General features: G+C 34.8%; 27 protein-coding genes and 1 other annotated feature. Of the genes, 1 reads left to right on the forward strand and 26 read right to left on the reverse strand.

The window, feature by feature from the left end:
• Nucleotides 1–22 precede the first annotated feature (22 nt).
• The 22 genes from QWC74_RS13085 to QWC74_RS13190 form a co-directional block, all read right to left on the reverse strand.
• A complete protein-coding gene (locus QWC74_RS13085) occupies nt 23–1,057 on the reverse strand; it encodes an ABC transporter ATP-binding protein (RefSeq protein WP_006785784.1) in 1,035 nt (344 codons plus the stop codon).
• Nucleotides 1,047–2,054 (reverse strand): ABC transporter ATP-binding protein, encoded by a 1,008-nt coding sequence (locus QWC74_RS13090; RefSeq protein WP_262951738.1) that lies wholly within the window; start codon nt 2,052–2,054, stop codon nt 1,047–1,049. The genes QWC74_RS13085 and QWC74_RS13090 overlap by 11 nt, the downstream gene beginning before the upstream one ends.
• Nucleotides 2,055–2,066: 12 nt before the next feature.
• A complete protein-coding gene (locus tag QWC74_RS13095; protein WP_006785786.1) occupies nt 2,067–2,996 on the reverse strand; it encodes an ABC transporter permease in 930 nt (309 codons plus the stop codon).
• A gap of 9 nt (nt 2,997–3,005) precedes the next feature.
• Nucleotides 3,006–3,965, reverse strand: a complete 960-nt coding sequence (locus tag QWC74_RS13100) for an ABC transporter permease (protein ID WP_006785787.1) — start codon at nt 3,963–3,965, stop codon at nt 3,006–3,008.
• Nucleotides 3,966–4,040: 75 nt separating this feature from the next.
• On the reverse strand, nt 4,041–5,726 hold the full coding sequence (locus QWC74_RS13105) for an ABC transporter substrate-binding protein (protein WP_006785788.1): 1,686 nt from the start codon (nt 5,724–5,726) through the stop codon (nt 4,041–4,043).
• 235 nt (nt 5,727–5,961) lie between these two features.
• The gene (gene nagB / locus QWC74_RS13110; RefSeq protein ID WP_006785489.1) at nt 5,962–6,738 is read right to left on the reverse strand and encodes a glucosamine-6-phosphate deaminase; all 777 of its coding nucleotides are present in this window, start codon (nt 6,736–6,738) and stop codon (nt 5,962–5,964) included.
• A 129-nt stretch (nt 6,739–6,867) separates the two neighbouring features.
• Entirely contained in the window at nt 6,868–7,806 is a 939-nt protein-coding gene (locus tag QWC74_RS13115) for an ROK family protein (protein ID WP_006785488.1), read from the reverse strand.
• Nucleotides 7,803–8,771, reverse strand: coding sequence for an acetylxylan esterase (locus QWC74_RS13120; protein ID WP_006785487.1), 969 nt, complete (start codon nt 8,769–8,771; stop codon nt 7,803–7,805). Before QWC74_RS13120 ends, QWC74_RS13115 begins: the two co-directional genes overlap by 4 nt.
• Before the next feature lies 1 nt (nt 8,772).
• Nucleotides 8,773–9,738, reverse strand: coding sequence for an alpha/beta fold hydrolase (locus tag QWC74_RS13125; protein WP_006785486.1), 966 nt, complete (start codon nt 9,736–9,738; stop codon nt 8,773–8,775).
• A 100-nt stretch (nt 9,739–9,838) separates the two neighbouring features.
• Nucleotides 9,839–10,768, reverse strand: a complete 930-nt coding sequence (locus QWC74_RS13130) for a dihydrodipicolinate synthase family protein (protein ID WP_006785485.1) — start codon at nt 10,766–10,768, stop codon at nt 9,839–9,841.
• A 269-nt stretch (nt 10,769–11,037) separates the two neighbouring features.
• Nucleotides 11,038–11,973: a LysM domain-containing protein gene (locus tag QWC74_RS13135; RefSeq protein WP_006785484.1), complete on the reverse strand. Its 936-nt coding sequence runs from the start codon at nt 11,971–11,973 to the stop codon at nt 11,038–11,040.
• A gap of 538 nt (nt 11,974–12,511) precedes the next feature.
• Nucleotides 12,512–13,795 carry a GTPase ObgE gene (obgE, locus tag QWC74_RS13140; protein WP_006785483.1) on the reverse strand — a complete coding sequence of 428 codons (1,284 nt, stop codon included), beginning with the start codon at nt 13,793–13,795 and terminating at the stop codon, nt 12,512–12,514.
• 148 nt (nt 13,796–13,943) lie between these two features.
• Nucleotides 13,944–14,228 (reverse strand): 50S ribosomal protein L27, encoded by a 285-nt coding sequence (rpmA, locus tag QWC74_RS13145; protein WP_006785482.1) that lies wholly within the window; start codon nt 14,226–14,228, stop codon nt 13,944–13,946.
• An 11-nt stretch (nt 14,229–14,239) separates the two neighbouring features.
• Complete coding sequence (locus tag QWC74_RS13150) at nt 14,240–14,551, reverse strand: ribosomal-processing cysteine protease Prp (protein WP_006785481.1); 312 nt, start codon at nt 14,549–14,551, stop codon at nt 14,240–14,242.
• Nucleotides 14,552–14,562: 11 nt separating this feature from the next.
• Nucleotides 14,563–14,871 carry a 50S ribosomal protein L21 gene (rplU, locus tag QWC74_RS13155; RefSeq protein WP_006785480.1) on the reverse strand — a complete coding sequence of 103 codons (309 nt, stop codon included), beginning with the start codon at nt 14,869–14,871 and terminating at the stop codon, nt 14,563–14,565.
• A gap of 18 nt (nt 14,872–14,889) precedes the next feature.
• Nucleotides 14,890–14,965 (reverse strand) — a sequence feature (ribosomal protein L21 leader region).
• A 188-nt stretch (nt 14,966–15,153) separates the two neighbouring features.
• Nucleotides 15,154–15,525, reverse strand: coding sequence for a response regulator (locus QWC74_RS13160; protein ID WP_006785479.1), 372 nt, complete (start codon nt 15,523–15,525; stop codon nt 15,154–15,156).
• Nucleotides 15,526–15,571: 46 nt separating this feature from the next.
• Nucleotides 15,572–16,390, reverse strand: a complete 819-nt coding sequence (locus QWC74_RS13165; protein WP_006785478.1) for a site-2 protease family protein — start codon at nt 16,388–16,390, stop codon at nt 15,572–15,574.
• Between the two features lie 20 nt (nt 16,391–16,410).
• Nucleotides 16,411–17,202 carry a hypothetical protein gene (locus tag QWC74_RS13170; RefSeq protein ID WP_006785477.1) on the reverse strand — a complete coding sequence of 264 codons (792 nt, stop codon included), beginning with the start codon at nt 17,200–17,202 and terminating at the stop codon, nt 16,411–16,413.
• Nucleotides 17,203–17,403: 201 nt separating this feature from the next.
• On the reverse strand, nt 17,404–17,919 hold the full coding sequence (gene mreD, locus QWC74_RS13175; protein ID WP_006785476.1) for a rod shape-determining protein MreD: 516 nt from the start codon (nt 17,917–17,919) through the stop codon (nt 17,404–17,406).
• Nucleotides 17,912–18,763 carry a rod shape-determining protein MreC gene (gene mreC, locus QWC74_RS13180; RefSeq protein ID WP_006785475.1) on the reverse strand — a complete coding sequence of 284 codons (852 nt, stop codon included), beginning with the start codon at nt 18,761–18,763 and terminating at the stop codon, nt 17,912–17,914. The genes mreD and mreC overlap by 8 nt, the downstream gene beginning before the upstream one ends.
• 293 nt (nt 18,764–19,056) lie before the next feature.
• Nucleotides 19,057–19,659, reverse strand: coding sequence for a GNAT family N-acetyltransferase (locus QWC74_RS13185; protein WP_006785474.1), 603 nt, complete (start codon nt 19,657–19,659; stop codon nt 19,057–19,059).
• Between the two features lie 95 nt (nt 19,660–19,754).
• The gene (locus tag QWC74_RS13190) at nt 19,755–19,913 is read right to left on the reverse strand and encodes a hypothetical protein (RefSeq protein ID WP_006785473.1); all 159 of its coding nucleotides are present in this window, start codon (nt 19,911–19,913) and stop codon (nt 19,755–19,757) included.
• 307 nt (nt 19,914–20,220) lie between these two features.
• Here QWC74_RS13190 and QWC74_RS13195 point away from each other — a divergent pair, with 307 nt between their 5' ends.
• The gene (locus tag QWC74_RS13195; RefSeq protein WP_006785472.1) at nt 20,221–20,559 is read left to right on the forward strand and encodes a DUF1622 domain-containing protein; all 339 of its coding nucleotides are present in this window, start codon (nt 20,221–20,223) and stop codon (nt 20,557–20,559) included.
• 31 nt (nt 20,560–20,590) lie between these two features.
• Here the strand turns inward: QWC74_RS13195 and radC are convergent, their stop codons facing one another.
• The 4 genes from radC to QWC74_RS13215 all read right to left on the reverse strand — a co-directional run bounded on the left by radC (nt 20,591) and on the right by QWC74_RS13215 (nt 23,891).
• Nucleotides 20,591–21,262 carry a DNA repair protein RadC gene (gene radC / locus QWC74_RS13200; protein ID WP_006785471.1) on the reverse strand — a complete coding sequence of 224 codons (672 nt, stop codon included), beginning with the start codon at nt 21,260–21,262 and terminating at the stop codon, nt 20,591–20,593.
• Nucleotides 21,263–21,296: 34 nt separating this feature from the next.
• Nucleotides 21,297–21,962, reverse strand: a complete 666-nt coding sequence (locus QWC74_RS13205) for a sporulation protein (protein WP_229059721.1) — start codon at nt 21,960–21,962, stop codon at nt 21,297–21,299.
• Between the two features lie 100 nt (nt 21,963–22,062).
• The gene (locus QWC74_RS13210) at nt 22,063–23,343 is read right to left on the reverse strand and encodes a folylpolyglutamate synthase/dihydrofolate synthase family protein (protein WP_006785469.1); all 1,281 of its coding nucleotides are present in this window, start codon (nt 23,341–23,343) and stop codon (nt 22,063–22,065) included.
• Between the two features lie 35 nt (nt 23,344–23,378).
• On the reverse strand, nt 23,379–23,891 hold the full coding sequence (locus tag QWC74_RS13215) for a PASTA domain-containing protein (protein ID WP_006785468.1): 513 nt from the start codon (nt 23,889–23,891) through the stop codon (nt 23,379–23,381).
• Nucleotides 23,892–24,055 lie beyond the last annotated feature (164 nt).

Here is a 24,055-nt window from a genome sequence, read left to right on the forward strand (position 1 = left end):
CTTTTATAACCGACATCAACCCTTAAATAACTTCTTCGACATCTTGACTCATTTTATCTGCAACAAGGTGACAAGCCACAAAATGTTCTTCTCCGTCAATCAAGTAACGTTTTAATTCTGGTATGACTGTTTTACATTTTTCCATACAATCTTTACAACGTCCATGAAAATGACAACCACTCGGCGGATTAACTGGACTTGGAACATCGCCCTCAAGAACAATACGTTCGGTCTTTTTATCTAAATCAGCTACCGGAATAGCCGATAAAAGAGCTTGTGTATATGGGTGAAGCGTATGCGAGAAAATCTGATCTGTTTTAGCAAGTTCAACAATTTTTCCAAGATACATCACCGCAATTCGATCACTAATATATTCAACAACACTTAAATCGTGTGTAATAAAAATATATGTTAAATTTCGTTCTTTTTTGAGTTGTTTTAATAAGTTTAACACTTGAGCTTGAATAGAAACGTCTAAAGCACTAACGGATTCATCACAAACGATTAACTCAGGATTAATACTTAATGCTCTCGCAATCCCAATTCGTTGTCGTTGACCACCCAAAAATTCATTAGGATAACGATCCATATAATCGCGTCGCATATTAACTGCCTCTAATAAATCACCAATAATTTGTCGTCTCTCTTTTTTGGATTTAACGCCAAATTTTTTCAAAGGATCTGATAAAGATTGATAAATAGTAAACGCAGGATTCAACGAAGAATGAGGATCTTGAAACACAATCTGCATCTTTTGTCGGGCCAAATCCATTTCCTCTGCTGTCAGTTTTCTTAAATCTTTTTGACCTTCTTCTTGAAATTGATACAGCATTTCTCCAGCAGTTGGTCTAACTAATTGTAAGATTGATTTTCCAAGCGTTGTTTTCCCACATCCTGACTCTCCCACTAATCCAATCGTTTCGCCACGATAAATGGTTAAGTCAATTCCATTAACAGCTTGAACATACTGTTCCTTTTTATTAAACAATCCCGATTTAATTGGAAAATAAGTCTTAACCCCTTTTAATTCTAATAAAACTTCCTGATTATTTTCCACTATTCATCACCTCTTTATATTTAAAACAGCGAACCATATGCGTGCCATCAACCATGGTTTCCCCTGGCATTTGATTACATTTTTCACACGAAAACTCACAACGTGGTGCAAATTGACATCCAGTCGGACGATCAAATGGATCAGGTGTTGAACCTTTGATTGGTTGAAGATCTTGATGACTTCCTTTTCCTAGAATCGGAATAGATTTCAGTAAAGCTTTTGTATATGGGTGCGCAGGGGTTCTTAGTATTTCGTCAACACTTCCACACTCAATAATATTTCCCATATACATCACTGCAACATCATCTGCTAGCTCACTCACCACTCCCATATCATGAGTAATCAATAAAATAGCCGTTTCATGATCTTTCTTTAATTGATTCATTAACTCAAAAATTTGTGCCTGAATCGTTACATCGAGTGCAGTCGTCGGTTCATCCGCAATTAAAACTTTAGGATTGCAACTCATCGCCATCGCAATCATTGCACGTTGACGCATTCCACCTGAAAACTGATGTGGATACTCATCAATTCGCTTTTCTGGAAATGGGATTCCCATCTTTTTTAATAATTGTAATGTTCGTTCTCGAGCCTCTTTTTTACTTATTTTTTCATGCGCTAAAATGTTTTCCATGATTTGAAATCCAACTGTATACACCGGATTTAAAGCCGTCATCGGATCTTGAAAAATCATTGAGATCTCCTGCCCACGTAAGGCTCGCATTTCTTTTCCATTGCGCTTTAATTGATCAATTCGAATATCTCCTTGATGCGAATGATAAATAATTTCTCCCGCTTCAATGCGAGCTAACTTCGGTAACAATTGCATAATAGAAGATGAGGTTACACTTTTTCCACATCCTGATTCTCCAACAATACATAATGTTTTTCCTTTTTTTATTTCAAACGAAACGCCATTAATGACTTTATTACAACGTTGATTCGTATAAAAATACATATTTAAATTATTAACGGTCACTACTGCTTCATTTTGCACACTCTCACACCCCTATCCTTGTTGTGTTGGGTCGGTACTATCTCTTAGTCCATCTCCAATAAAGTTAATACTCATCACAAATAATGAAATAACAACCCCAACGGGTAACCACAACCACCAGCTATTTTGTAACGTAAACATATCCTGTGCGGCATTTAAAATATTTCCCCAAGTCGCGATTTGTAATGGAACTCCCAGTCCTAGAAAACTCAAAGATGCTTCTTCTAAAATAAACATCGCTGTACTTAAAGTAATATTAACTAAAATAGGACCAATCGCATTCGGTAACATGTGTTTATAACAAATCACAAATGAATTTAATCCAAAGGCTCTTAATGATTGAACATATTCCTCCTCTCGAATGGATAATATTTGAGCGCGTGTTAAACGATAAACACTCCCCCATCCAGTTAAAATAAAAATAATGATTAAATTCATTAAACTTTGTCCAAGAATAGTCACCAATAATAAGACAAGTACTAATTGGGGAAATGACATAAAGACTTCAGAAATACGTAGGATTAAAGCATCAAACCAACCACCACGATATCCTCCATAACAACCCAGTAATACTCCAATACTTGCACATCCTAATGCACTTCCAAGTCCAATTAAGATTGAAATTCTCCCTCCATATAAGACCCTGGCAAAGACATCACGCCCGACCTTATCTGTCCCAAACCAATGAGTGGCTGATGGAGCTTTTAAAACACTACTCATATCAATGGCTAGTGGATCATACAACGTTAAAAGTGGCGCAAAAATCGCCGATAACAAAATAACTCCAAAAATAATAACGCCAATAACGGCTAACCGATTATTTAATAACTTTCTTAAAGAACGATTCATCTTTTTGTGACCGAGTTGCCCTTTTTCCTCTGCTTCTCTTAATTTATCAAGTCTTCGATCAAATCGACTTCTCTTCATTACACTCGCACTCATAAGAACCTCCTATTTTAATTTAACTCGTGGATCAAGTAAGGCTGTCACCACATCAACTAAGAAACTAGCAGTTAAAACAGCTAAGACAGAAAATAAAGCAATCATCATAACTAATGGATAATTTTGCGCACGCACAGCGGTTGCAAAGGCATTTCCAACACCCGGCCATCTAAAAATCGTTTCAATCACAACGGCTCCCCCGATGAGTGTTGGTAACCTAAATCCAATTAAAACAACAACCGGTGTCAATGCCACCCTAAATCCATGAACTAAATTAACCCGCCACTCAGGTAACCCTTTGCTACGTGCTGTTCTAATGTACTCTTTGTTCATCGTATCTAACATACTTGAGCGTGCATAACGCATAACCCCTGCTGTTAGGGCAATTCCAAGAACTAACGCAGGTAAAATTAAATATTCGATTCGATCAAAAAAGGCTGTTTGTCCAGGCATCGAACGTCCGCCAACGGGTAACCATTCTAAATTTAATGAGAACATTAAAATACATAACATTCCGAAGAAAAATTGTGGAATCGAAACTCCAATCATACCAGCTACTGTTAATAACCCTTCTGTAAAAGTCCCACGACGAATCGCACTGAATAATCCAAGGATACTTCCAAGAACAGTTGAAATAAATAAAGCGGCTGCTGATAACTCAAGCGTTGCTGGAATTAACTCTTTTAAGATTTGGCTAATCGGAACACCACTTGAAACACTATATCCAAAATTTCCTTGTAACAGTTCAACGACCCAACGGAAATAACGAACTAAGAATGGATCATTTAAACCATATAACTGGCGTAACTCTTCAAGCTTTGCTGGATCGGCATTGGCTAATAATTCTGGACTAATTAAATGTGATACGGCGTCACCTGGCGTTAATTCTAATCCTAAATAAATTAAAAACGTAATAATGAACACCATCGGAATCATTCCGAGTAATCTTTTAACAATAAAATTAAACATGTGGCCCTCCCCCATATTTTAAAATAAGGAGTGGATTTAAGTTCCACTCCTTAAATCATGACACTAAGAATTAAATTATTCCGCTAATTCCCAGTTTTGAATTTCCCAGTTGTAGTTATACTGTGGGTTCCCGATTGCATCAGCCCCTTTAACAATTTTTTGACTTTGCACTAAGAAAACTGGCTGGTAATATAATGCCATTGTAAATAATGTTTCATTTTCGTATTTTTGTAATTCATAGAATGCATCTTGTTGAACTTTAGCATCCATTGATGAGTTTGTTGCATCAATTAAAGTATTTAACGTCTCATCTGATGGAGTATGTGAGTTAGAAGCTGAGCCTGTACGGTAGCGGTCATAATATTCATGCATTGATAAAGCAGCATTTGCTCCATATGCCATATCCCAATCAACAGCTGATGGTCCGTTGACTTGATCTTCTGGTGCTGACCATAAAATCGTTGCTAAATCTCCCTCAACTAATCTAAAATTCATCTGTATACCGATTTGGCTTAAGTAAGCTTGAATAGTTGTCATTAAATCAACAGTTAATTGGTCTGTGTAGTAGTAAACAACATCTAACACATAATTTGGATCCCAATTTGCCTCAGCTAATAATTCTTTTGCTTTTTCTGGATTATATTCATAATCATTTAAACCAGAAACTTTGCTTGATCCATTTGGCGTTAAGCTATTAGCAGGAACAGCTGAACCATTGAATAAGTTATCACAAATTGCTTGCATATCGATTCCATAACGAATCGCTTGACGAATGCGTGCATCAGCTAATGGTGAAACAGATCCATCTTTTTTATTAAATTTATTTACATACAATAAACGAGTATAACGAACATCCACTTGATTAATAGTTAATCCCTCAACCCCTTGTAAAGCTTTCACATCATCAACATTTTTCGTATACCCATAGTCAAGTAATCCAGCTTTTGCGTTATTAACAAAGTTTGAATCACTTTCACCACTTGGTGTTAAATGAATTTTAAAATTTGCCACACCATCATAGTATTGATCAAATGGAACTAATACGGTATAGTCGTTCATTTTTACTTCTTCAATTTTATATGGACCTGACCCAATTGGGTTTTGGAAGAATTTTGCTTGTTGAATTTGAAGCGGGTCAACATCTGTGAAATACTTTTGTGGTAATGGAGCAAATTGTGTAAAAGTTAACAACGCATCTGGTGCTACTTTTTCAAACGTAATCATCACATTATTTCCATCAATCACGATTCCTTCAAGTTCTTCTGTATCTCCTGCTAAATAAGCATCAGCTCCTAAAATAGCATGGAAAGTTGACGTGAAGACTGGATTTAACACAGCGGTTCTCATTGAGTATTCGATGCTCCATTTAATATCTTCAGGTGTAATCTTTTCTCCATCATGCCAATAGATATTATCTCTTAAAACAAAAGTTAATTGTGTTCCATCTTCACTTAAGGAATAGTCTGAAGCAAGTCCTCCCTCTACTGGATTTAAGTTTTCATCTGCTTCAATTAAGTGCTCATATAATACTTTGTTATACATAAATAATCCTGGGTTTAACCATGGTGTTTCAAAAAACTCAACAGCCCCCCCATTTGAATACAGAACTTTTTCTTCATTAGATGTTGCTGGTTGCTCTGCAACTGTTCCTCCATTTGAACTATCGTTAGTTTCATTTTTTGCCTCATTTCCTCCATTACCACAAGCCACTAAAGATACACACGCTAGTGTTGCAATCATCCCAGTAAATAACTTCTTCATCCACTTTTCCTCCATCTCAATTTGATGTGAAAAAAATATTCATCATCTAAATTTTTTTTGAATATTTATTTCATTTACAAACTCATCATATCATCGCCCACACCCCGTGTAAACGTTTTTAAAAAATGAGAAAAAATAGTCCTAATGAGAAACAAATTTGTCCATATCATCACTTTTTTAGGGTTCAATATAAAAAAACAGATGGTTTGATGACCATCTGTTTTTTTGACTTTTTTTATTCTGCAACAGCTGTTGAAGCCAATTGAATATTTAACTTTTTTGTATCCAACTTAACTTCAGATAAAGCTTCCTCATCTGCAATTAAAATGACATTGGGATGCACTTGTAAGATTGAAGCTGGACAATCCGTTGTCACACTTCCCCCTACCATATGTGCAACTGCTTTCGCTTTATTTTTTCCAAGTGCGATTAACACAATTTGATTCGCTTGTAAAATGGAGCGAATCCCCATCGTCACTGCATATTTTGGTACCTCATCTAATGACTCAAAAAATCTCGCATTATCAAGACGAGTTTGCTCATCTAATGTTACAACATGAGTCGTTGCATTAAATGGTGTTCCAGGCTCATTAAATCCAATATGCCCATTTGAACCAATACCTAAAATTTGAAGATCTACTTTATTTTGACGAATCACTTCATCATATCGTAAACATTCATCCTGCGGATTCAAACAATCTCCTGATGGAATATTAACATTATTTAAATCAATATCAATATGATTAAATAATTGTTCTTTCATAAATGTCGCATAACTTTGAGAATGTGTTGCATCAATCCCAACATATTCGTCTAAATTAATCGTTTTAACATGTTGATACGACGTCTTATTTTTTTTATGATCTTCAATCATCGCCTGATATAATCCAATCGGGCTACTTCCAGTTGCTAAACCTAAAACAGGATTTTCTTTTGTTTTTACAACCTTTAAGACTTCCGAAAGAGCAGCCTGTCCCATTGCTTCTACAGATTTAACTTTAATAATTTTCATCCTTATTCCTCCTTAATCAAAATCTTCTCAAATTCTTGATTATCTTCCTTACCTACATTATACCTGTCTATACAAGTCCTGTCTATACAAGTTTTTGATTTTTTTTAAAAAGGCCTAACTGGCCTTTCATTAAATATGATGAATATGATAATAAACTGCACCAACTAAACCGGCATTATTAAAAAGCATGGCCGATTCAACTTTCAATTCTTTTTTGAACTGTTCCATTGCATGAGATAAGACATACTCTCTAATAGGCTTAATAAATCGCTCTTCTTGCGTGCAAACACCGCCACCAATCACAATAATTTCAGGATTAAATAAATGAACCAAACTCACAAGTCCTTTTGCAATCATAAGAATCCATTCTTCTACCATATCAGCTACTTTTTCATTCCCCGCTTCTAACGCCTCAAAAATAACACGTCCATTTACCTCATCCCTTGAAACAGGTAAATCTAACTCATCATACCCCTCTAAAACTTTGTTAACTAACGCCGTCATCGATGCATAATTTTCATAGCACCCTATATTTCCACAACGACATTTCACACCATGAGAATCAATCGAAAAATGCCCTAACTCACCCCCAATTCCAGTAGTCCCTTGCAAAATCTCGCCATTCACTAGGATTCCACCTCCAACTCCTGTTCCAATGGTTATTCCGATGACATGCTCGTAACCTTTCGCACGCCCTAACCACTTCTCACCGATAATCATACAGTTCGCATCATTTAAAACGGTCGTTTTCAATCCATATTTAAGCTCTAATTCCTCTTTAATATTTGTATGACACCAATTTTTAATATTTCCCCCAACACCAATGACACACCCACTTCGATAATCGATTTGTCCTGTTGCTGATACTCCAATCCCTAAAAAATCTGCCAACTCTACCTGCTCTTTTTCAAAAAACTCATCAATTGCTACCTTAACTGTTTCAATAATAGGGGTCTCATAAGCATCAAATGCAACACCTTTACTATACGTTGAAATAATCTCTCCCGTTTTATCAACAATCCCTAACTTAACAGCCGTCCCACCAATATCAACGCCTAAATATTTCATACACACCCCTCCTCAAATTGAATAAATCTTAAAACTTCATCTTCAAATCGATTGCAAAGTTCATGATCAAACTTTGCAAATACTAAGTGCATCTTATTACACATTGCCTGATTGAAAATAGCATACTGCGTACTTGGTGGACAAGATGAATCAAGCAAACCTGTTCCAAGTAAAAATTTACAGTTTAATTGCTTCGCAAAATGGACCACATCTAAATACCCAAGTCTTGAAAACACCTCATCCTCACGCTCATGAAGTGGATCAAACCATCTAAAATAATAACGAAGTCCTTCATACATTAATGAATCTAAATCCATTTCCCATACTCGTTTAAAGTCAGCTAAAAAAGGATCTTTAGCCACACATTTGTTAATTTCTTTATTCATTGCGGCCACAACAATCGCAAGTGCTCCACCTTGTCCTTGTCCATAAGAGACTATTTTTTTGGTATCAATTTGAGGTAATTGTGATCCAATTTTTGATAATAAATAGGCATCTAAATAAACTTTTCGATAATACATTTGATCCAGTTCATCATCAATGCCTATCATTAAATGACCACAGACAGTTGTTCCTAAAACACCTCCCAAATCTTCACTCATTCCGCCTTGTCCTCGACAATCCATTGCTAACACGGCATAACCAATGCCAATATATCGCGTTAGATGATACCAACTCTTACTACTTTGCTTATAATCATGAAATTGAAGGATAAGCGGTACATTTTGACGATTCTTTGGACAAATATATTTCGCATGAATTCTTGCGCCATCAATTCCCTTAAAATATAACTCATAATAGTCAGCACACTCATTTAAGAACTCTTTTTTTACCAATTCATACTCTAAGTCTCTCTCATTTAGTCGCGCTATTTGTCGATTCCAATAGTCAATAAAATCCGAGGGATAATTTCCTTTTCCTAAATAACAATTAAGTTCCTGTATAGGCATATCCATCATTGGCATCTTAATCACTCCCCTCTAGAAAAAAATCAATTAACAAATCATCAAAAATTCCAATTTCTTCATGTTTATAATCAGGAAAGATGACGTGTTTTTTCGGTCCATTCAAATGATTAAAAACAGCAAACTGCGTACTAGGCGGACATATCTGATCCATCAATCCTGTTCCTAATAACACAGGTACCTGAATTCGATGAGCGAAATGCTGAGCATCAATATATCCGAGTTTTGTAAATATTTCTTCTTTTCGTTCATGTAATGGATCGAACCACTTAAAGTAATAGCGAAGTCCCTCATAGGCTATCTGATCCAAATCCATTTCCCACACACGTTCATAGTCAGATAAGAATGGATACAGTGCAGCACATCGTTTTATCATTGGATTTAATGCCGTACAAATAAGAGCTAATCCACCTCCTTGACTGGCTCCATTAGCAAAAATTCGTGTGTGATCAATCCCTTCTAACTGTTCAACAATGCGACAAAGAAGACAGATATCCTGAGCTAACTCAACATAATACATTTGTTTAGGATCCCCATCTAATCCTGCTACAATATGACCAGATACCGTCGTTCCAATTCGTTTGGATAAATCCTCACTTTTACCTCCTTGACCCGGACAATCCATTGCAATTACGGCGCATCCTATCCCAACGAAAGAGGTTTGCTCAAACCAACTTCGACTCGCTCCAGGATAGCCATGAAACTGAAGAATGAGTGGAACATTTTTGGACGATTTGGGCTTTATATATTTCGCATATCTTTTACCCCCACGTATTCCGATAAACGATATCTCATAATATTCACAAGTCTCAAACTGATAAATTTCATATGGATTCATTTCATAGTTTAACGAAACATTTAATACTTCTAAAATTCTTTCATTCCAAAAATCATCAAAATCTTGTGGAATCGGATTCGTTCCGTCGTAGATTTCAAGCTGCTTTAAAGGCATATCAACCATTGGCATCCGCGTCTCTCCTTTTAAACTAGGATTTATTTTAAAATAACACCCGCTACTTTGACGGGTGTTATCTTTATTTAAATTTGTGTGCAGATCAATTTATCTCTTAAAGATGCTTTAAAAATTCAACATCATGAATTTCGTATTTTTCTTTTAATACCTTGAATCCTTCTTTATAAATGGCTTCATTTTCAGGTGTTACATTTTCAAATGGACGACGGCAGTACCCTGCATTAATTCCCATCCATTTAAGCATCACTTTCATTAAAGCATAGAACGATGGATAACTTAAAGCATACATAATAATTTCGACTGCTTCTTTTTGTAGACGCTTTGCCTCGTCCAATTCCTTATTCTGGACCGCATTGTAAATATTAATAAATAATTCTGGCATCACATTGTAAAATGATCCAACAATTCCATCTGCTCCAGCTAATAGTCCAGCCATGGCCATTTCATCTGCTCCGGAGTAAACCAAGAAATCTTCTCCAATTTCATCTTTTATTTGAGTAATTTCATATAAAGATAAGGCTGTGTATTTAATTCCTTTAACATTTTCAATTTGAGCTAATCGTTTAATAGCATTCATCCCAAGTAATCCAACAAGCGGTACGTTATAAACAATCATTGGAAGAGAGGTTGCATTGGCAATATCTTCATAGTATTTTACAATTTGATCCTCATTAAATCGCCAATAAAATGGTGGGACACTTGAAATTCCATCTGCTCCAGCTCTTTCAGCATGTTGTGCCAATTCAATTGATAATTTAGTTCCAATAGCTCCAACATGAACAACGACTGGAACGCGCCCTGCTACCTCATCCATGACAATTTCAACAACACGCATTCTCTCAATAGATGACATGGTAAATCCTTCACCTGTTGAACCAGTTAAATATAATCCATTTACCCCTTTATCAAGTAAAAAGGAAACTAACTGCCTCATTCCCATCTCGTCAATATTTTCGTCTTTGTCAAATACCGTTAATAATGCTGGTACAACCCCTTTAAAGTCTTGAATACTAAATTTACTCATCTTTTTAAGTCCCCTCCGCCTAAGTAGCTTTTGAATCGATTATAAAAATATTTTTCAAACACTTCTTTTAAAATGGAGTTTTCCTCCAATTTCATTGTTATCTTAACACTAAAACTACTATTAGTAAACGCTTACCGGCGGGATAAAGTAGAGTTCAAAAAAAAGTGAATATGAAGTGTGACTTTATCCATATCGTTTTAATATAGATTAAAAAGGAGTCTATCTCTTTTGAAATAGACTCCTTTTTAGGAAATGGGATTAACTTAGTTTTAATAGTAAGGATAAGATGAGCCACAAGATGGTGCTCTGTGTCCATATCCCCATCCGTAATTAGGACGGCCCCATCCATAACCGCCATAATATGGATACCCCCATCCATATCCTCCGTAAAATGGATAGCCTCCCCATCCAAAACCTCCGTAAAATGGATAACCAAATCCACCCATAAAAAAGCGTTCATCTTCTGGTCCTCTTGTCATTCCACATACTGGTGGATAAGGAATCGAATAAGGACTTGGCATTGGTGGATATGGAACACCTGCATATGGGAAGGTCATCTGAGGAACATTAGGAACTTGATAATTTGTTGTCGTATAAGACGGAGCACCTTGATAATATGATTTATTCATATTAACTAGATATTCCTCCATTGTTTGTTGAGTACTTGCAATTTTTACACCCTCATTAGGCGCTTTTACTGCCTCGGTTTTGGTTTGAACCTGTTTAAGTGGAATAGTTACGGCTTCTTCGGTTTTGGTTTGAACAAGTGGGACAGTAGTCATTTCTTGATGGGTACTCACTGTGACTGGCGTCTCTGTCACTAAAGAAGTCATATTTTCAACTGGTTTTTGGGTTACCGTTTGCGTAGTCGTTGTCGTCGTTGTCGGTGTTTCAGAAAGCATATGACTCTCTGTTACTGTTACTTTTTTTGTTGGGGTTGTGTTGACAACAACAGGCTCTGTAGTTGTTGCAGTTTGTAAATTAATACTCTCCTTATCTAAATTAGGATAATACTTTTGAATGTTTTGTGCTACATTTGGCTCATCTTTTCTGACTGGTGATGGCACTTTAACTTTTAATCCGGGTACGAGTGGAGTTAAATGATTAATATGTGTATTCATCCCTATCAAATCCTGGACACTAACATTGTATTTTTCTGCAATAGAATCAAATGTGTCATTTCGTTGCACGATATGGATTTTCATAAGTCCGATTCTCCTCTCTACAATTTTCTCTTTACAATATATGTTAACCATTTCTTGAATATAACTTCGTATTTCATGAGAAAAAGATTCTATTATCTAAAGATAAAGATTTTTAAATGATGTAATTCTTCTCAAGGGTTAGGTCTTTTAGAAGCTAGACCTATTTTTAAAAATAAAATCTATCTTCGATTACTCTAGAAAATATCCTGCAAGAAAGACTGGCCTATCAAGAAGAAAAATCTCTGCGTTGCTAGAGTCATTTAATAACAGTTTCACACCATTACAAATCTAGACGTATAGTCAATGCTAATCCATTACAAATAAAAATTTTTTTATTTAATCTGGCGCTCTTTAAACCAATACCGTCCCATTTTGATTATGAATTTAGAGTAAATATTTTATTTATTATTGTTAATTTAAAAACAATAAAAGAATGAGATGAATTGACATATTCATGCTGTACCATGTTGGCTTTAAAGTAACGCATAAAACAAAAAAAACCATATTACGACATGTAACATGGTTTTTTGAAATAGGATTAGTCTTTGAATTCAAATTCAAAGTTAAGAATACGAACAAGATCTCCATCTTGTACCCCAAGATCACGTAATGCTTGATCAACTCCAGCATGACGTAATTGACGTGCAAATCGCATAACAGATGCTTCACGATTAAAGTCTGTTTGATGGAAGATTTTTTCAATATGGGCTCCAGTTACCACATAAACTCCATCATCTCCACGAGTGATATGGAATTTAGCTTCTTCAGGAGCAAACTTATACATAACTGATTGTTCCACTTCTTCTTCATCATATAATGGGAATTGTGGAGTTGTTTCTAATAAATCAGCTGTTTTGTATAATAATTGGTCAATTCCTTGACGTGTTGCAGCAGAAATCTCAACGATTGTAACATCGTCTCCTACTTTCTCTTTAAAGATACGTAAGTTTTCTTCTGCATCCGGATTATCCATTTTATTCGCCACAATAATTTGTGGGCGTTCAAGAAGTTTATAACGATATTGTCCTAATTCGTTATTAATCGTTACATAATCTTCATAAGGATCTCGGCCTTCCATTCCTGACATATCAATAACATGTAAAATAACACGTGTACGTTCAATATGTCGTAAGAATTGATGACCAAGTCCAGCTCCACTTGCCGCTCCCTCAATTAATCCCGGTAAATCAGCCATAACGAATGAACGACCATCCGGAACTCCAACAACACCTAAATTTGGCACTAATGTTGTGAAGTGATAAGCAGCGATTTTTGGTTTACAAGCTGAAACAACAGAAATTAAAGTTGATTTTCCGACACTCGGGAATCCAACTAATCCAACATCAGCTAAAACTTTTAATTCAACACGAATTTCGCGTTTTTGTCCTAACTCACCATTTTCAGCAAGTTCTGGCGCTGTATTTCTTGGTGTAGCAAAATGAATATTTCCACGTCCTCCGCGTCCACCTTTTGCAATAACAGCACGTTGTCCATTTTCAGTTAAATCAGCAATAATTAAATTTGTGCTCGTATCATAAACGATTGTTCCAACAGGAACTTTAACAATTAAATCGTCTGAATTTTTACCATGGCAACTTTTTGCCATTCCATTTTCACCATTCTTAGCGGCTAAAACTCGGTTATAGCGAAGATCGAGTAACGTTGATAATCCTTCATCTGCGACGAAAACGACACTTCCACCGTTTCCTCCATCTCCACCTGCAGGTCCACCATTGGCGATATATTTTTCGCGACGGAAGGCAACAGCACCATTTCCTCCATCACCTGCCGTCACTTTAATTTTGACTTGATCTATAAACAAGGCAATCCCTCAATTCTATTTTGCGAAGCAAAAGCTTCATCAATTTGATTATCTATTTATATTATCAATTGATTTAGTCTTTCTCATACAAAGAAATCTACATAAAAATAAACCCCTAATCTGATGATTAGGGGAATTATTCAATCAATTAGTTAGCTGCTGGGTAAACAGAAACTTGTTTTTTGTCGCGTCCTAAACGCTCGAATTTAACAACACCATCGATTTTGCAGAATAAAGTGTGATCTACACCCATACCTACGTTTACACCTGGATAAATACGAGTTCCACGTTGACGGTAGATGATTGATCCTGCAGTAGCAAATTGTCCATCAGCTAATTTAGCTCCTAAACGTTTTGACTCAGAGTCACGACCATTCTTTGTAGAACCAACACCTTTTTTAGATGCGAATAATTGTAAATTTAATTTTAACATGTTTCCACCTCCTATTTGTTTTCTATTACTGTTAAATATTTAAAATGATCTTCTTCAATCGTATTCAAAGAAGTCAACATTCCAAACATCAGCGTTTGAGCCGCATCAGTTGATGGAATATTTTCAACGAATAAATAACCATCTTCCATTTTAATTGTAAGTTCTGATTCATCTAAGCTGATAATGGAATTGGTTAAGCCAATCGAAACAGCACTCACCGCAGCGCAGACTAAGTCTTCACCTGGTTCACCTGCAAAGGCATGGCCGCTAATCTCAAATGACTCTACTTTATTGTTTTTATAGTTAAAATTGGCTGTAATCATGTGTCAACTAATTAAGCGTTGATTGCTTCGATAACAACTTTAGTGTATGGTTGACGGTGACCTTGTTTCTTTTTGTAACCTTTTTTTGGTTTGTATTTGAACACGATAATTTTTTCACCTTTACCATGTTTCTCAACCTTAGCAGTTACAGTTGCACCTTCTACTAAAGGAGCACCAACTTTTGTGTTTTCTCCTCCAACGAATAATACCTCGTCGAAAGTTACAACTTCACCTTCAGCAACATTTAATTTTTCAATGTAGATTGCTTGACCTACTTCAACTTTTAATTGTTTACCACCAGTTTTAATAATAGCGTACATTTACCTGCACCTCCTTAAAATTTAACTAAGACTCGCCATCAAAGGCATATGAAGTTTCATATTTGAAACCTTGTCCGAGCGGTTGTAGTACCCTAAGGTGCTAACAACATGATTCATTATATCAAAGTGAATCCTATTCGTCAACGATTTATAAGTGGTTATGTCTACCTTTTTTTACGTTTATCTATTCAATTTGACATTCACTGAACTAATCTATGAGATAATCTATTCATTTTATTTTGGTTTATTTTTCACTTTTAAAACAAAAAGCCTTATGTTTTTTTACGCACATAAGACTTTTTTAATTAAATTCAAATCAACAGGTTTTAATAAAATATCATCCATCTCAGCTTCCAAAAATTTCGGATCATCTTTTGATAAACCATTGGCCGTTAATGCAATAATGCGACCTGAATACCCGAGCTGACGAATTCTTTTTGAGGCTTCATAGCCGTCAATTACTGGCATACAAATATCCATGACCACGACATCGTAATTAGGATTTTGTTTTATTTCATCAATGGCTCCTTCACCACTGTCAACCGTTTTAACATGCTTCACATCTATTACTTCTAAAATATCTTCCATTAGCATGAGATTAATTTCATTATCATCTACTACTAAAACGGAAAAATCATGTTCCATCATTTCCATTTAAACTCCGCCTCCATAGTTACTTAAAAAAGTGACAGTTATCATTTTAATCACTTTTAATTTTAACGTCAATAATTACCTTATTATTTTCCCTAAATTTCAACTGTAACCAAGTTAGCTCGTCATGAAACCTTTCATTAAACTGAAACATGTTTAAATACCCTCGATAAATTTTATCCTCCCAGGAATCATCACAAAGAATCGTGATTTTTCTTGGTAAATCAACATTTCTATACATTTTCTTATGTAGTAAAAATCGTTGAAATAAATACTGAGCATTTTGATTAAACTTTACAGTCGAATAAAACAAAAAACCTAGGATTAAATAGAATTGTCGAAAATCGTATAAAATTGTAAGTAATACAATAAAACTGATAAACACAATATTAAAGTAACAAATTATTCTTAAAGAGTATCGATACGGAAAAAAACATGACAAGATATCTCCAAGTATTCGACTTCCATCAAGTGGCGGTAATGGAATTAGATTAAATACGATAATAAAACATTGCGCCCATATAAATGAGTTTATCCATTTTAATTGAATTCCACTCACCTCTAGTTGTGCAAAATAAAGAAAAATGGATAGTAACATGAGATTAACCATGACGCCTGCACTACTGATCAATAAATCTTCTTTATTCGCCTTATTCAACTCTCCCTTAAATCGCATCTGTCCACCAAATGCAAAAAACTTTAGCTCATCTAATTCCCATTTGAAAAAAGAGGCCATCAGGAGATGACCACATTCATGCAACAAAATACTAATTGCAAACACAATATATTGATTAAAATATCCAGTTAAGATAGCTAGTAACGTCACGATATAATAAGATGGCTCAAACTTAATCTTATTCTTATGCAACCTTAAGCCCTCCATTTCATCTAGTTCATTAGGCTATTTAAAAAATCACTAACATCTAAGTACTCCCCATCTTTTTCTAATTGCAAATAGAAATAAGCATAATCCCCTAACTCTGTTCCAGGTTCTCCAATCACTGAACCAACACCTAATGACTCTCCTTGTTTAACATGTTCATACAAACTCACACTTCGTTTTTCTAAAAAACCAACGGTTAAAATCATATCATTATCTAATTCAATACTCATATAATTACTGATATCTGGATCAATCCCGACATGAATCACAATTCCAGGCACTAAATTTGGAATACTTTCTCCGATTTCAGTTTTGACAATGACACCGTGATGGAAATCACGTAACACCATGTTTTCATTAATCTTAGTTAAGTACTCCGCCACATCAATCATTTGTTCTGTCCCTTCAGATTCAACTCCCACGTCACTCTCCGTTGTTCCAATAATTCCACTAACTGTTGTGGTGTCATTCTCTTGAGTTGGTAAATTAAATTCAAATGGAAACATATTAGTTAAAAACTTCTCGTATTGATTTTTATACTTCAAAAAAGGCATCTCACTCAGTAAAATCGTCTTTACACTTTGATAAGCCGGAGTTTGTGGTAACTTTTGAAGAATTAAAACCCCCATCAAAATACATAAGCAAACTGTTGCCTGCATGCTAAAACGCCCCACCATCTGGCTAGTCTCATCTTGCTGTTTTTTATTTCGATACTTTGCATAATAATTTGAATGTGTTGGTCGATATCCTTGATAATTAGACCGGTATGTGCTTTTTCTCTTTCTAGGATCAGCCACGATTTATTCCCCCTAACAACATCATTTACAACTCATAGCCTGATATTTCACTTTCATCATATGAAGGAAATTAAGCATTTAGACCATTTGAGGAGAAATTCAAAACTTATTTTAAATAAAAATTATTTAGATTATCTCAATGCATCTATAAATGTGTCATCTTTACTTTATAAAACAAAAAGCATCTCTTAAGAGATGCTTTTACATATGTTCAAGTTGTTTTTGATATCTTCCAAACTGACTTTTCAAAATGGGATACAAGACTAAAACAACAAGTGAGTTAAATAATAAGGTTGGAAATAAAATTAATTTTACGAAGGCATAACCACTAACATTCGTTACCATCATCGTATTAACTAAAAAATAAACCGCCCATTCTTCAATCACAATGACAATTGAGAATAAAGCAAGCATCGATAAAATATTGACTGGCATACTATTTGAAACAAAGCGTTGAAGTAAGAACGTAATAATCGGGAACAAACACGTATAGATTCCAAACAAATCCGCATAACAAATATCATATAAAATACCGAAAATAATCGCAAATACTAATGCCTTATTTCCACGATCATAAAACGTAAAGAAGCATAAACACATTAAAAACACATTAGGAATTGCACTATAAGAACCAAACATCGGTTGAATTGGTAAAAAACTAACTAACAAATTATCCATAACAAAGCAGGTAATAAATAAAACAATGACTCTAACCATTATTCGGAACCACCGCCTCACGTTTTACAACAATGACATAATCCATATTATTATAGTTTTTCTCCCCTTTTAAATAAAGCGTCTGTGTCAAGCCATCTTTACTAACTTCAGCACGATCCACATAGCCAATTAATAAAGCACGCGGATAAACACCTCCAAGTCCACTTGTAATGACCACATCCCCAGGCTCTACCAATACATCTTTTGAAACCTGTGTCATCACTAACTCATCATTCATGTAATCATAACCTTCAACCGTTCCGATTGAATTTTCTTTCCCATCAATTAAAGCTGACACCTTACTACCGAAATCTTGATTTTTAATTAATTTAACTTTTGATGAAACTTCGTTGACTGTAATCACTTTACCGATTAAGAACCCCTCTTTTGATAAAACAGCCATATCCGTCTCAATTCCATCTTTTTTCCCTTTATTAATCACCATAAAGTCATGCCATTGATCAACATTCCGCATCACGGTTGTGGCATTAATCGTATCATAACTGGTCAGTGACAACCCTGTCTCTAATGTTTCCTCTAAAGAAGCCAACTGCTCTTCTAACTGATTCGTATAAACGTTTAAAGACTCATAATTATAAAGCTGCTGTTTTAATAACTTATTTTCCTCATACGTATGAAATAAATCATTCACATTCGTCACAAACCGCTTAAAGCCTTCCACAATCCCTGTATACCCAGTCTGAACCACTGACATTCCATCTTTAATCACACGTTCAGGAAGTGGATTAAGCGTTTCATTATGCATCGTATACCCCACCGTGATTAAGGTCATAAAAATTAAAACGATAATTCCAAAAACTTTTAAATGGTTAACACCCTTCATTCGAACACATCCTAAACTTAAACAATAATATATACTGCTAATTATATAGAATTGATATGTTATACACAACCCCATTTGAACAGATAGATTTAACTGTGGAAAGTTTACACACTTTTTACACTATCTAAAAGAAAAAGAGTTACAATATTCCAAAAAGAACAGTATTTTTTTCCTATCTGACATGAAATATTCTTATTTAGTTTAACTCAAATTTCGTCATCTCATCCTTAATTCGAATCCGATCATCTCAATAACACTGAATGACCAGACAAAAACACATAAAAAGTGGAATCTTACATTCCACCTTTTATATTTGATTGAAAGGACTTAAAAAACTCCTCTTTCTGAATTTGATAAACCTTACAATCAATCCATTGTCGTCTACTATTTTGACAGGCGTTTTTCAACAAACGATCATATGTCATACCAAGCTTTTGCATCACGCGGCCTGATGCCACATTTAACACATCGTGACGAGCCTTCACTCTCGTAAACCCGACTACTTCAAAAGCAAAAGCTAAAATCGCACAAGAAGCCTCCGTCGTAATTCCTTGATTCCAATACTTTCGACTTAAACAATAACCAAACTCACAAACAGCCCCTTCTTTTTGATGTAAGTTGACTATATTAAATAAAGAAATCGACCCAATCACATCCTGTGTTTCTTTTAAAACTATTGCCCATTGATAAGTCGTTAGATGTTGATAATCCATCTCCCATCCTATCAATACTTTAGTAGTTTCCCCGATATGATGATGTATAGGCCAAGCCACATAGCGTGTCACTTCCTCATCACTTGCCCAATTATTAAAAACCATTACTGCATCATCCCGTTTGAATTTTCTTAAAATCAGCCGTTTCGTTTCTAACTCACACGTTCCTACATGCTTGACCATTCATACATTCCTCATCTCATTCTATTACATTTTTATTAGTTACATTATAACATCTAACCCTTTGACTTAGACATCCTTTCAACTATCTCTTACATTTATTTTCCACTATCACCGTAATTACTTAAAAATCGAGCAATCGGATCCAAAACCTGACATCCTTCCCTTGCTTGATTCAACATCCAATAATCAACCTCAACCCCATAGACTTTTACACTGCAAACAACTAAACTGCCATTTAACTCAAAAGGTTGCATCTGTGAATCTTCAACTCTTATAGTCGATAAATAATAAAACTCTCACATCCCCACACGATTTTCAATCATACATCAATCAGGTCCTCGATACGAAATCTAGACAACACTTCCTTCAAACTCTTCTGTTTTTAAATCATTACACCATAAATCCACACATACCTCCTAGCCCCCCACTTTATTAAAGTTTTCTAAACTATATATCTAGAAACGTCTAACAAATAACAAATTTTTCTGATTTTTTGAAAAGTTGTATATCTTTGTCATTATTCCGAATAATAAAAATAATCTTATAAAAAAGAGGGACTTTATGGTTGAATCAATAATTGATACTATATTACCTATCATTATTAGTATTTTAGAAATGATGGGAATCTTAATTATAACCATTGGATCATTTAGGGCTTTTTATCATTATGTTAGAGCACTTCTCACAAAAGATGCCTACCCTGTTAAACATCAATTTGCTAATTCCATGGCAACAGGGCTAGAATTTAAATTAGCAGCTGAAATATTAAAAACTGTTCTCATCCAAAGTTTAAATGAACTTATTATCCTCGGTTCCATCTTTTTATTGAGAGTTTTAATGACGATTGTCATCCAATGGGAAATGAAAGAAGATGCTAAAACCAACGTTAAAACAGAATAAAAGCTCGCTGTAATAGCGAGCTTTTATAATTTTATAAATAACCTTTTTCTTTAAGACTTACAAATTGATCATCACCGATAATTAAATGATCCAGCACTTTAATACCAATTAATTCGCCTGCCTCATACAAACGATGAGTCAAGCCAATATCTTGTTCAGACGGTGTAGGATCACCACTCGGATGATTATGTGCACAAATCACCGAAGCCGCAGAACGTTTAATGGCTTCTTTAAAGACTTCTCTTGGATGAACAATCGCTTTATTTAATGATCCAATAAAAATTGTTTTTTTCGAGATGATATAATTTTTAGTATCTAAGAATAAAACAACAAAATGTTCTTGTGTCAAATGTTTCATTTCAACTGCTAAATAATCGACACAATCACTAGGTGATAAAATAGCATCAACTTTTTGATATTTCGCTTTAGAAATACGTTTCCCAAGTTCAATACTTGCAAGCAATTGAATCGCTTTGCTTTTGCCTACTCCCTTTACATTCATAAGCTCTTCAATGGTCATCTCATTTAAAAACTTCAATCCTTGTGTTTGCTTTAAAATAAGCTGTGCCATTTGAAGAGCTGATTGATTCTTTGTCCCCGTTCTTAATAAAATGGCTAAAAGTTCAGCATTTGATAAAAACTCTGCCCCCTCAGTTAATAAACGTTCTCGTGGCCGCTCATCAAACGGTAAATCACGAATCATAAAGGACTCCATTTAAAATCAATCACTTCCAATCTTATTGAGTTAACCATTGATAGATTTCAAGTAACATTTTTTGACGCTCATTGGCAAGCGTCTCAAAGGAAGCATTTGATAAGGTCATATAATAACCAAAGATGTGCATCTCATCATCTGTAAACGTCTGTATAAACTCACTTGTCATTTCAAATGGATTTTGTTTGACAGCTTGTAAAAAATAATCCCAACGTAAATCTCCACTTTCAATTTCTAATCGTTTAATGAAATACGTTAAATTTTGGCTTTTTAAAGCTTGTTCAACACTTTCTAATGATTCTTTCGTTCCTGAGATATGGGAAAATACAGAATACTTTCCATCCGTTCTAGTAACACCATAGTTATACCCTAGTTTTTGTAAATCTCCAGCTAACGTTAGAAGATTATCATAGGTTTCAAAAACACCTAACTGCATAATATAAATGGCATTTTCATCATTTACTGCCACCTCTATCGAGGTCTTTTCTTCAGTTGTTTCATCTGATTCGCCCGTTGCTTTAGTCTCTTCAGGTGTCTCAACTGAGACAGTTGGTTGATCCTCACTTGAATTTGGCAATAAAATCCCATCTAATATTTTACCAAACGAAAACCCTAAAACAGTAAATATCAACGTCAACAACAAAAAAGCTCGAATCATCTTAGGATCCATTTTATTTTTTTTAACCATAATCCCCCATCCAATCGTACAAATCATCCCATGATTAGTTTTACTAATTAGTTTATGAGTCTCATGATATCAAAATCATCTTAAGAAAATTGTTGAAATCTCATTTCATTAAATATTTTCGAACTTCTGAAATGAAATATAAAGATCCCGTAATAATTAGGCACTTCTCATCCGTTAAGTGATCTAATAACTTCTCAAGTAATTGTTCATAATCTTCGTCATAATCTGCATTCAGACCGCTATAACTCTCAAACTGATTTTTTCCCGATTGTGCCCGTGGATAATCAAAGGTTGTAAAATGAACCTCATCCGCTACTACTTTTAAATACTTAAACATCTCGCTATACTCTTTATCCTTTAAAACACTCACCATAAATACATGGCGTTTGGTTGGATAAAGCTCTTGTACTGTTTCACATAGGTTCTTCATTCCCTCAGGATTATGAGCACCATCTAAAATAATGGCTGGCTCATCATGAATCAATTCAAAGCGACCTTTCCAAAAAGCTTCTTTCATTCCCCTATATATATTTACTTCAGAAATGCTAAAAATCCTTTTTTCTTTTAAATACTTTAAGATAGAATAGGCTAAAGTCGCATTTTTAACCTGATGAAGTCCTTTCATATTTAACTTAACATTCGGTAAATCAACCCAATCAAATTGAATCCCTTCATGTCGATTCTTAATATTTGTTGGAGCATAAGTACTTAAGGCATTTAAATATGGGCTATTTTTCCCTTCACAGGTAACTTTAAAAATTTCTAACACATCGTCATCATCCTCTGTTGTAAACAAAGGAACACCATGTTTTACAATCCCCAGTTTTTCAACTGCAATTTTTTGTAAAGTATCACCTAAAATCGCTTCATGATCATGGCCGATATTCGTAATCCCACATGCCAGTGGTTGGATCATATTTGTTGCATCCAAACGACCTCCTAATCCCACTTCATAAATCACGACATCAACGGGCTGATTTTTAAAATAAACAAATGAAATAAGTGTGATTAATTCAAATTCTGTAAAAGGTCCAATATCAGTTTTATTAATTTCTTCAACGATCGGTTTCACGACATTCGCACACCACGCTAAATCATCATCACTAATCGGAACACCATTTAATGAAATACGTTCATTAAATGATTCAATATAGGGAGACGTAAAGGTTCCTACAAGATACCCTGCATCCTGTAATACCGAACGAAGATACGTAACTGTTGATCCTTTTCCATTCGTTCCTGCAATATGAATGGTTCTTATTTTTAAATGGGGATTCCCAAGACGCGCTAAAGCAGCTTCCATTCGTTCAAGTCCTGGTTTTATTCCAAATCGTAATTGTTGATTTACCCATTCAATGACATCATTTCCATTTCTAAACATTTCAACACCACCTAATTACATCAAAATCAGCTGTTTTAATTTAGCGTCACTTGGATTTTTTCACCTTTCTTAAGTGTCTCTCCCATTAAAACAGACTGAGAAATAACCTGATTACCACTTCTTTTTTCCACTTCATCTGATCCTTCAGTCGACACTACAATTAAATCGTGTTCATTTGCAAACTCCATTAACTTTGACACGCTTTTCCCCGTAAAATCATCCATTACAGGGGCCCCTTTAGAAACGGTTACCGTTAAGACCAATGGATCTTTTCCAATGACAGTTCTTGGTTTAATGGATTGTTCCATGACCCTATTTTGTAAAATATCATAGGAATAAACTAATTCATAAATCACTGTTATATTTTCGTGTTCTTTGTCATATGCCATCACTTCTTCGGCTGACCACCCATGAAAATTAGGAAGTGTATTTGATTGAATTGAATATTTAACATTAAAAATTAATGTGCCAATAATCCCAAAAAGAAAAATCCAACAATAAAACTTAGCATTTAAACGATATTTTTTTCTTTTCTTTGACTCATTCATGTTGATACCACCCTTTCCCCATCCAATAATAGATTATTTTTCCCATTTTATCTAAATTTATAACTCTCTTTTGATTTAAGCATCATTTGATATCATATTTTTTGTAATACTATCATAATTCTACCAACTAATATTCGTTTTTGAAAGAAAAAACCGTCCCTCAT

The sequence above is a fragment of the uncultured Turicibacter sp. genome (assembly GCF_938044715.1).
Classification (GTDB): domain Bacteria; phylum Bacillota_I; class Bacilli_A; order MOL361; family Turicibacteraceae; genus Turicibacter; species Turicibacter sanguinis.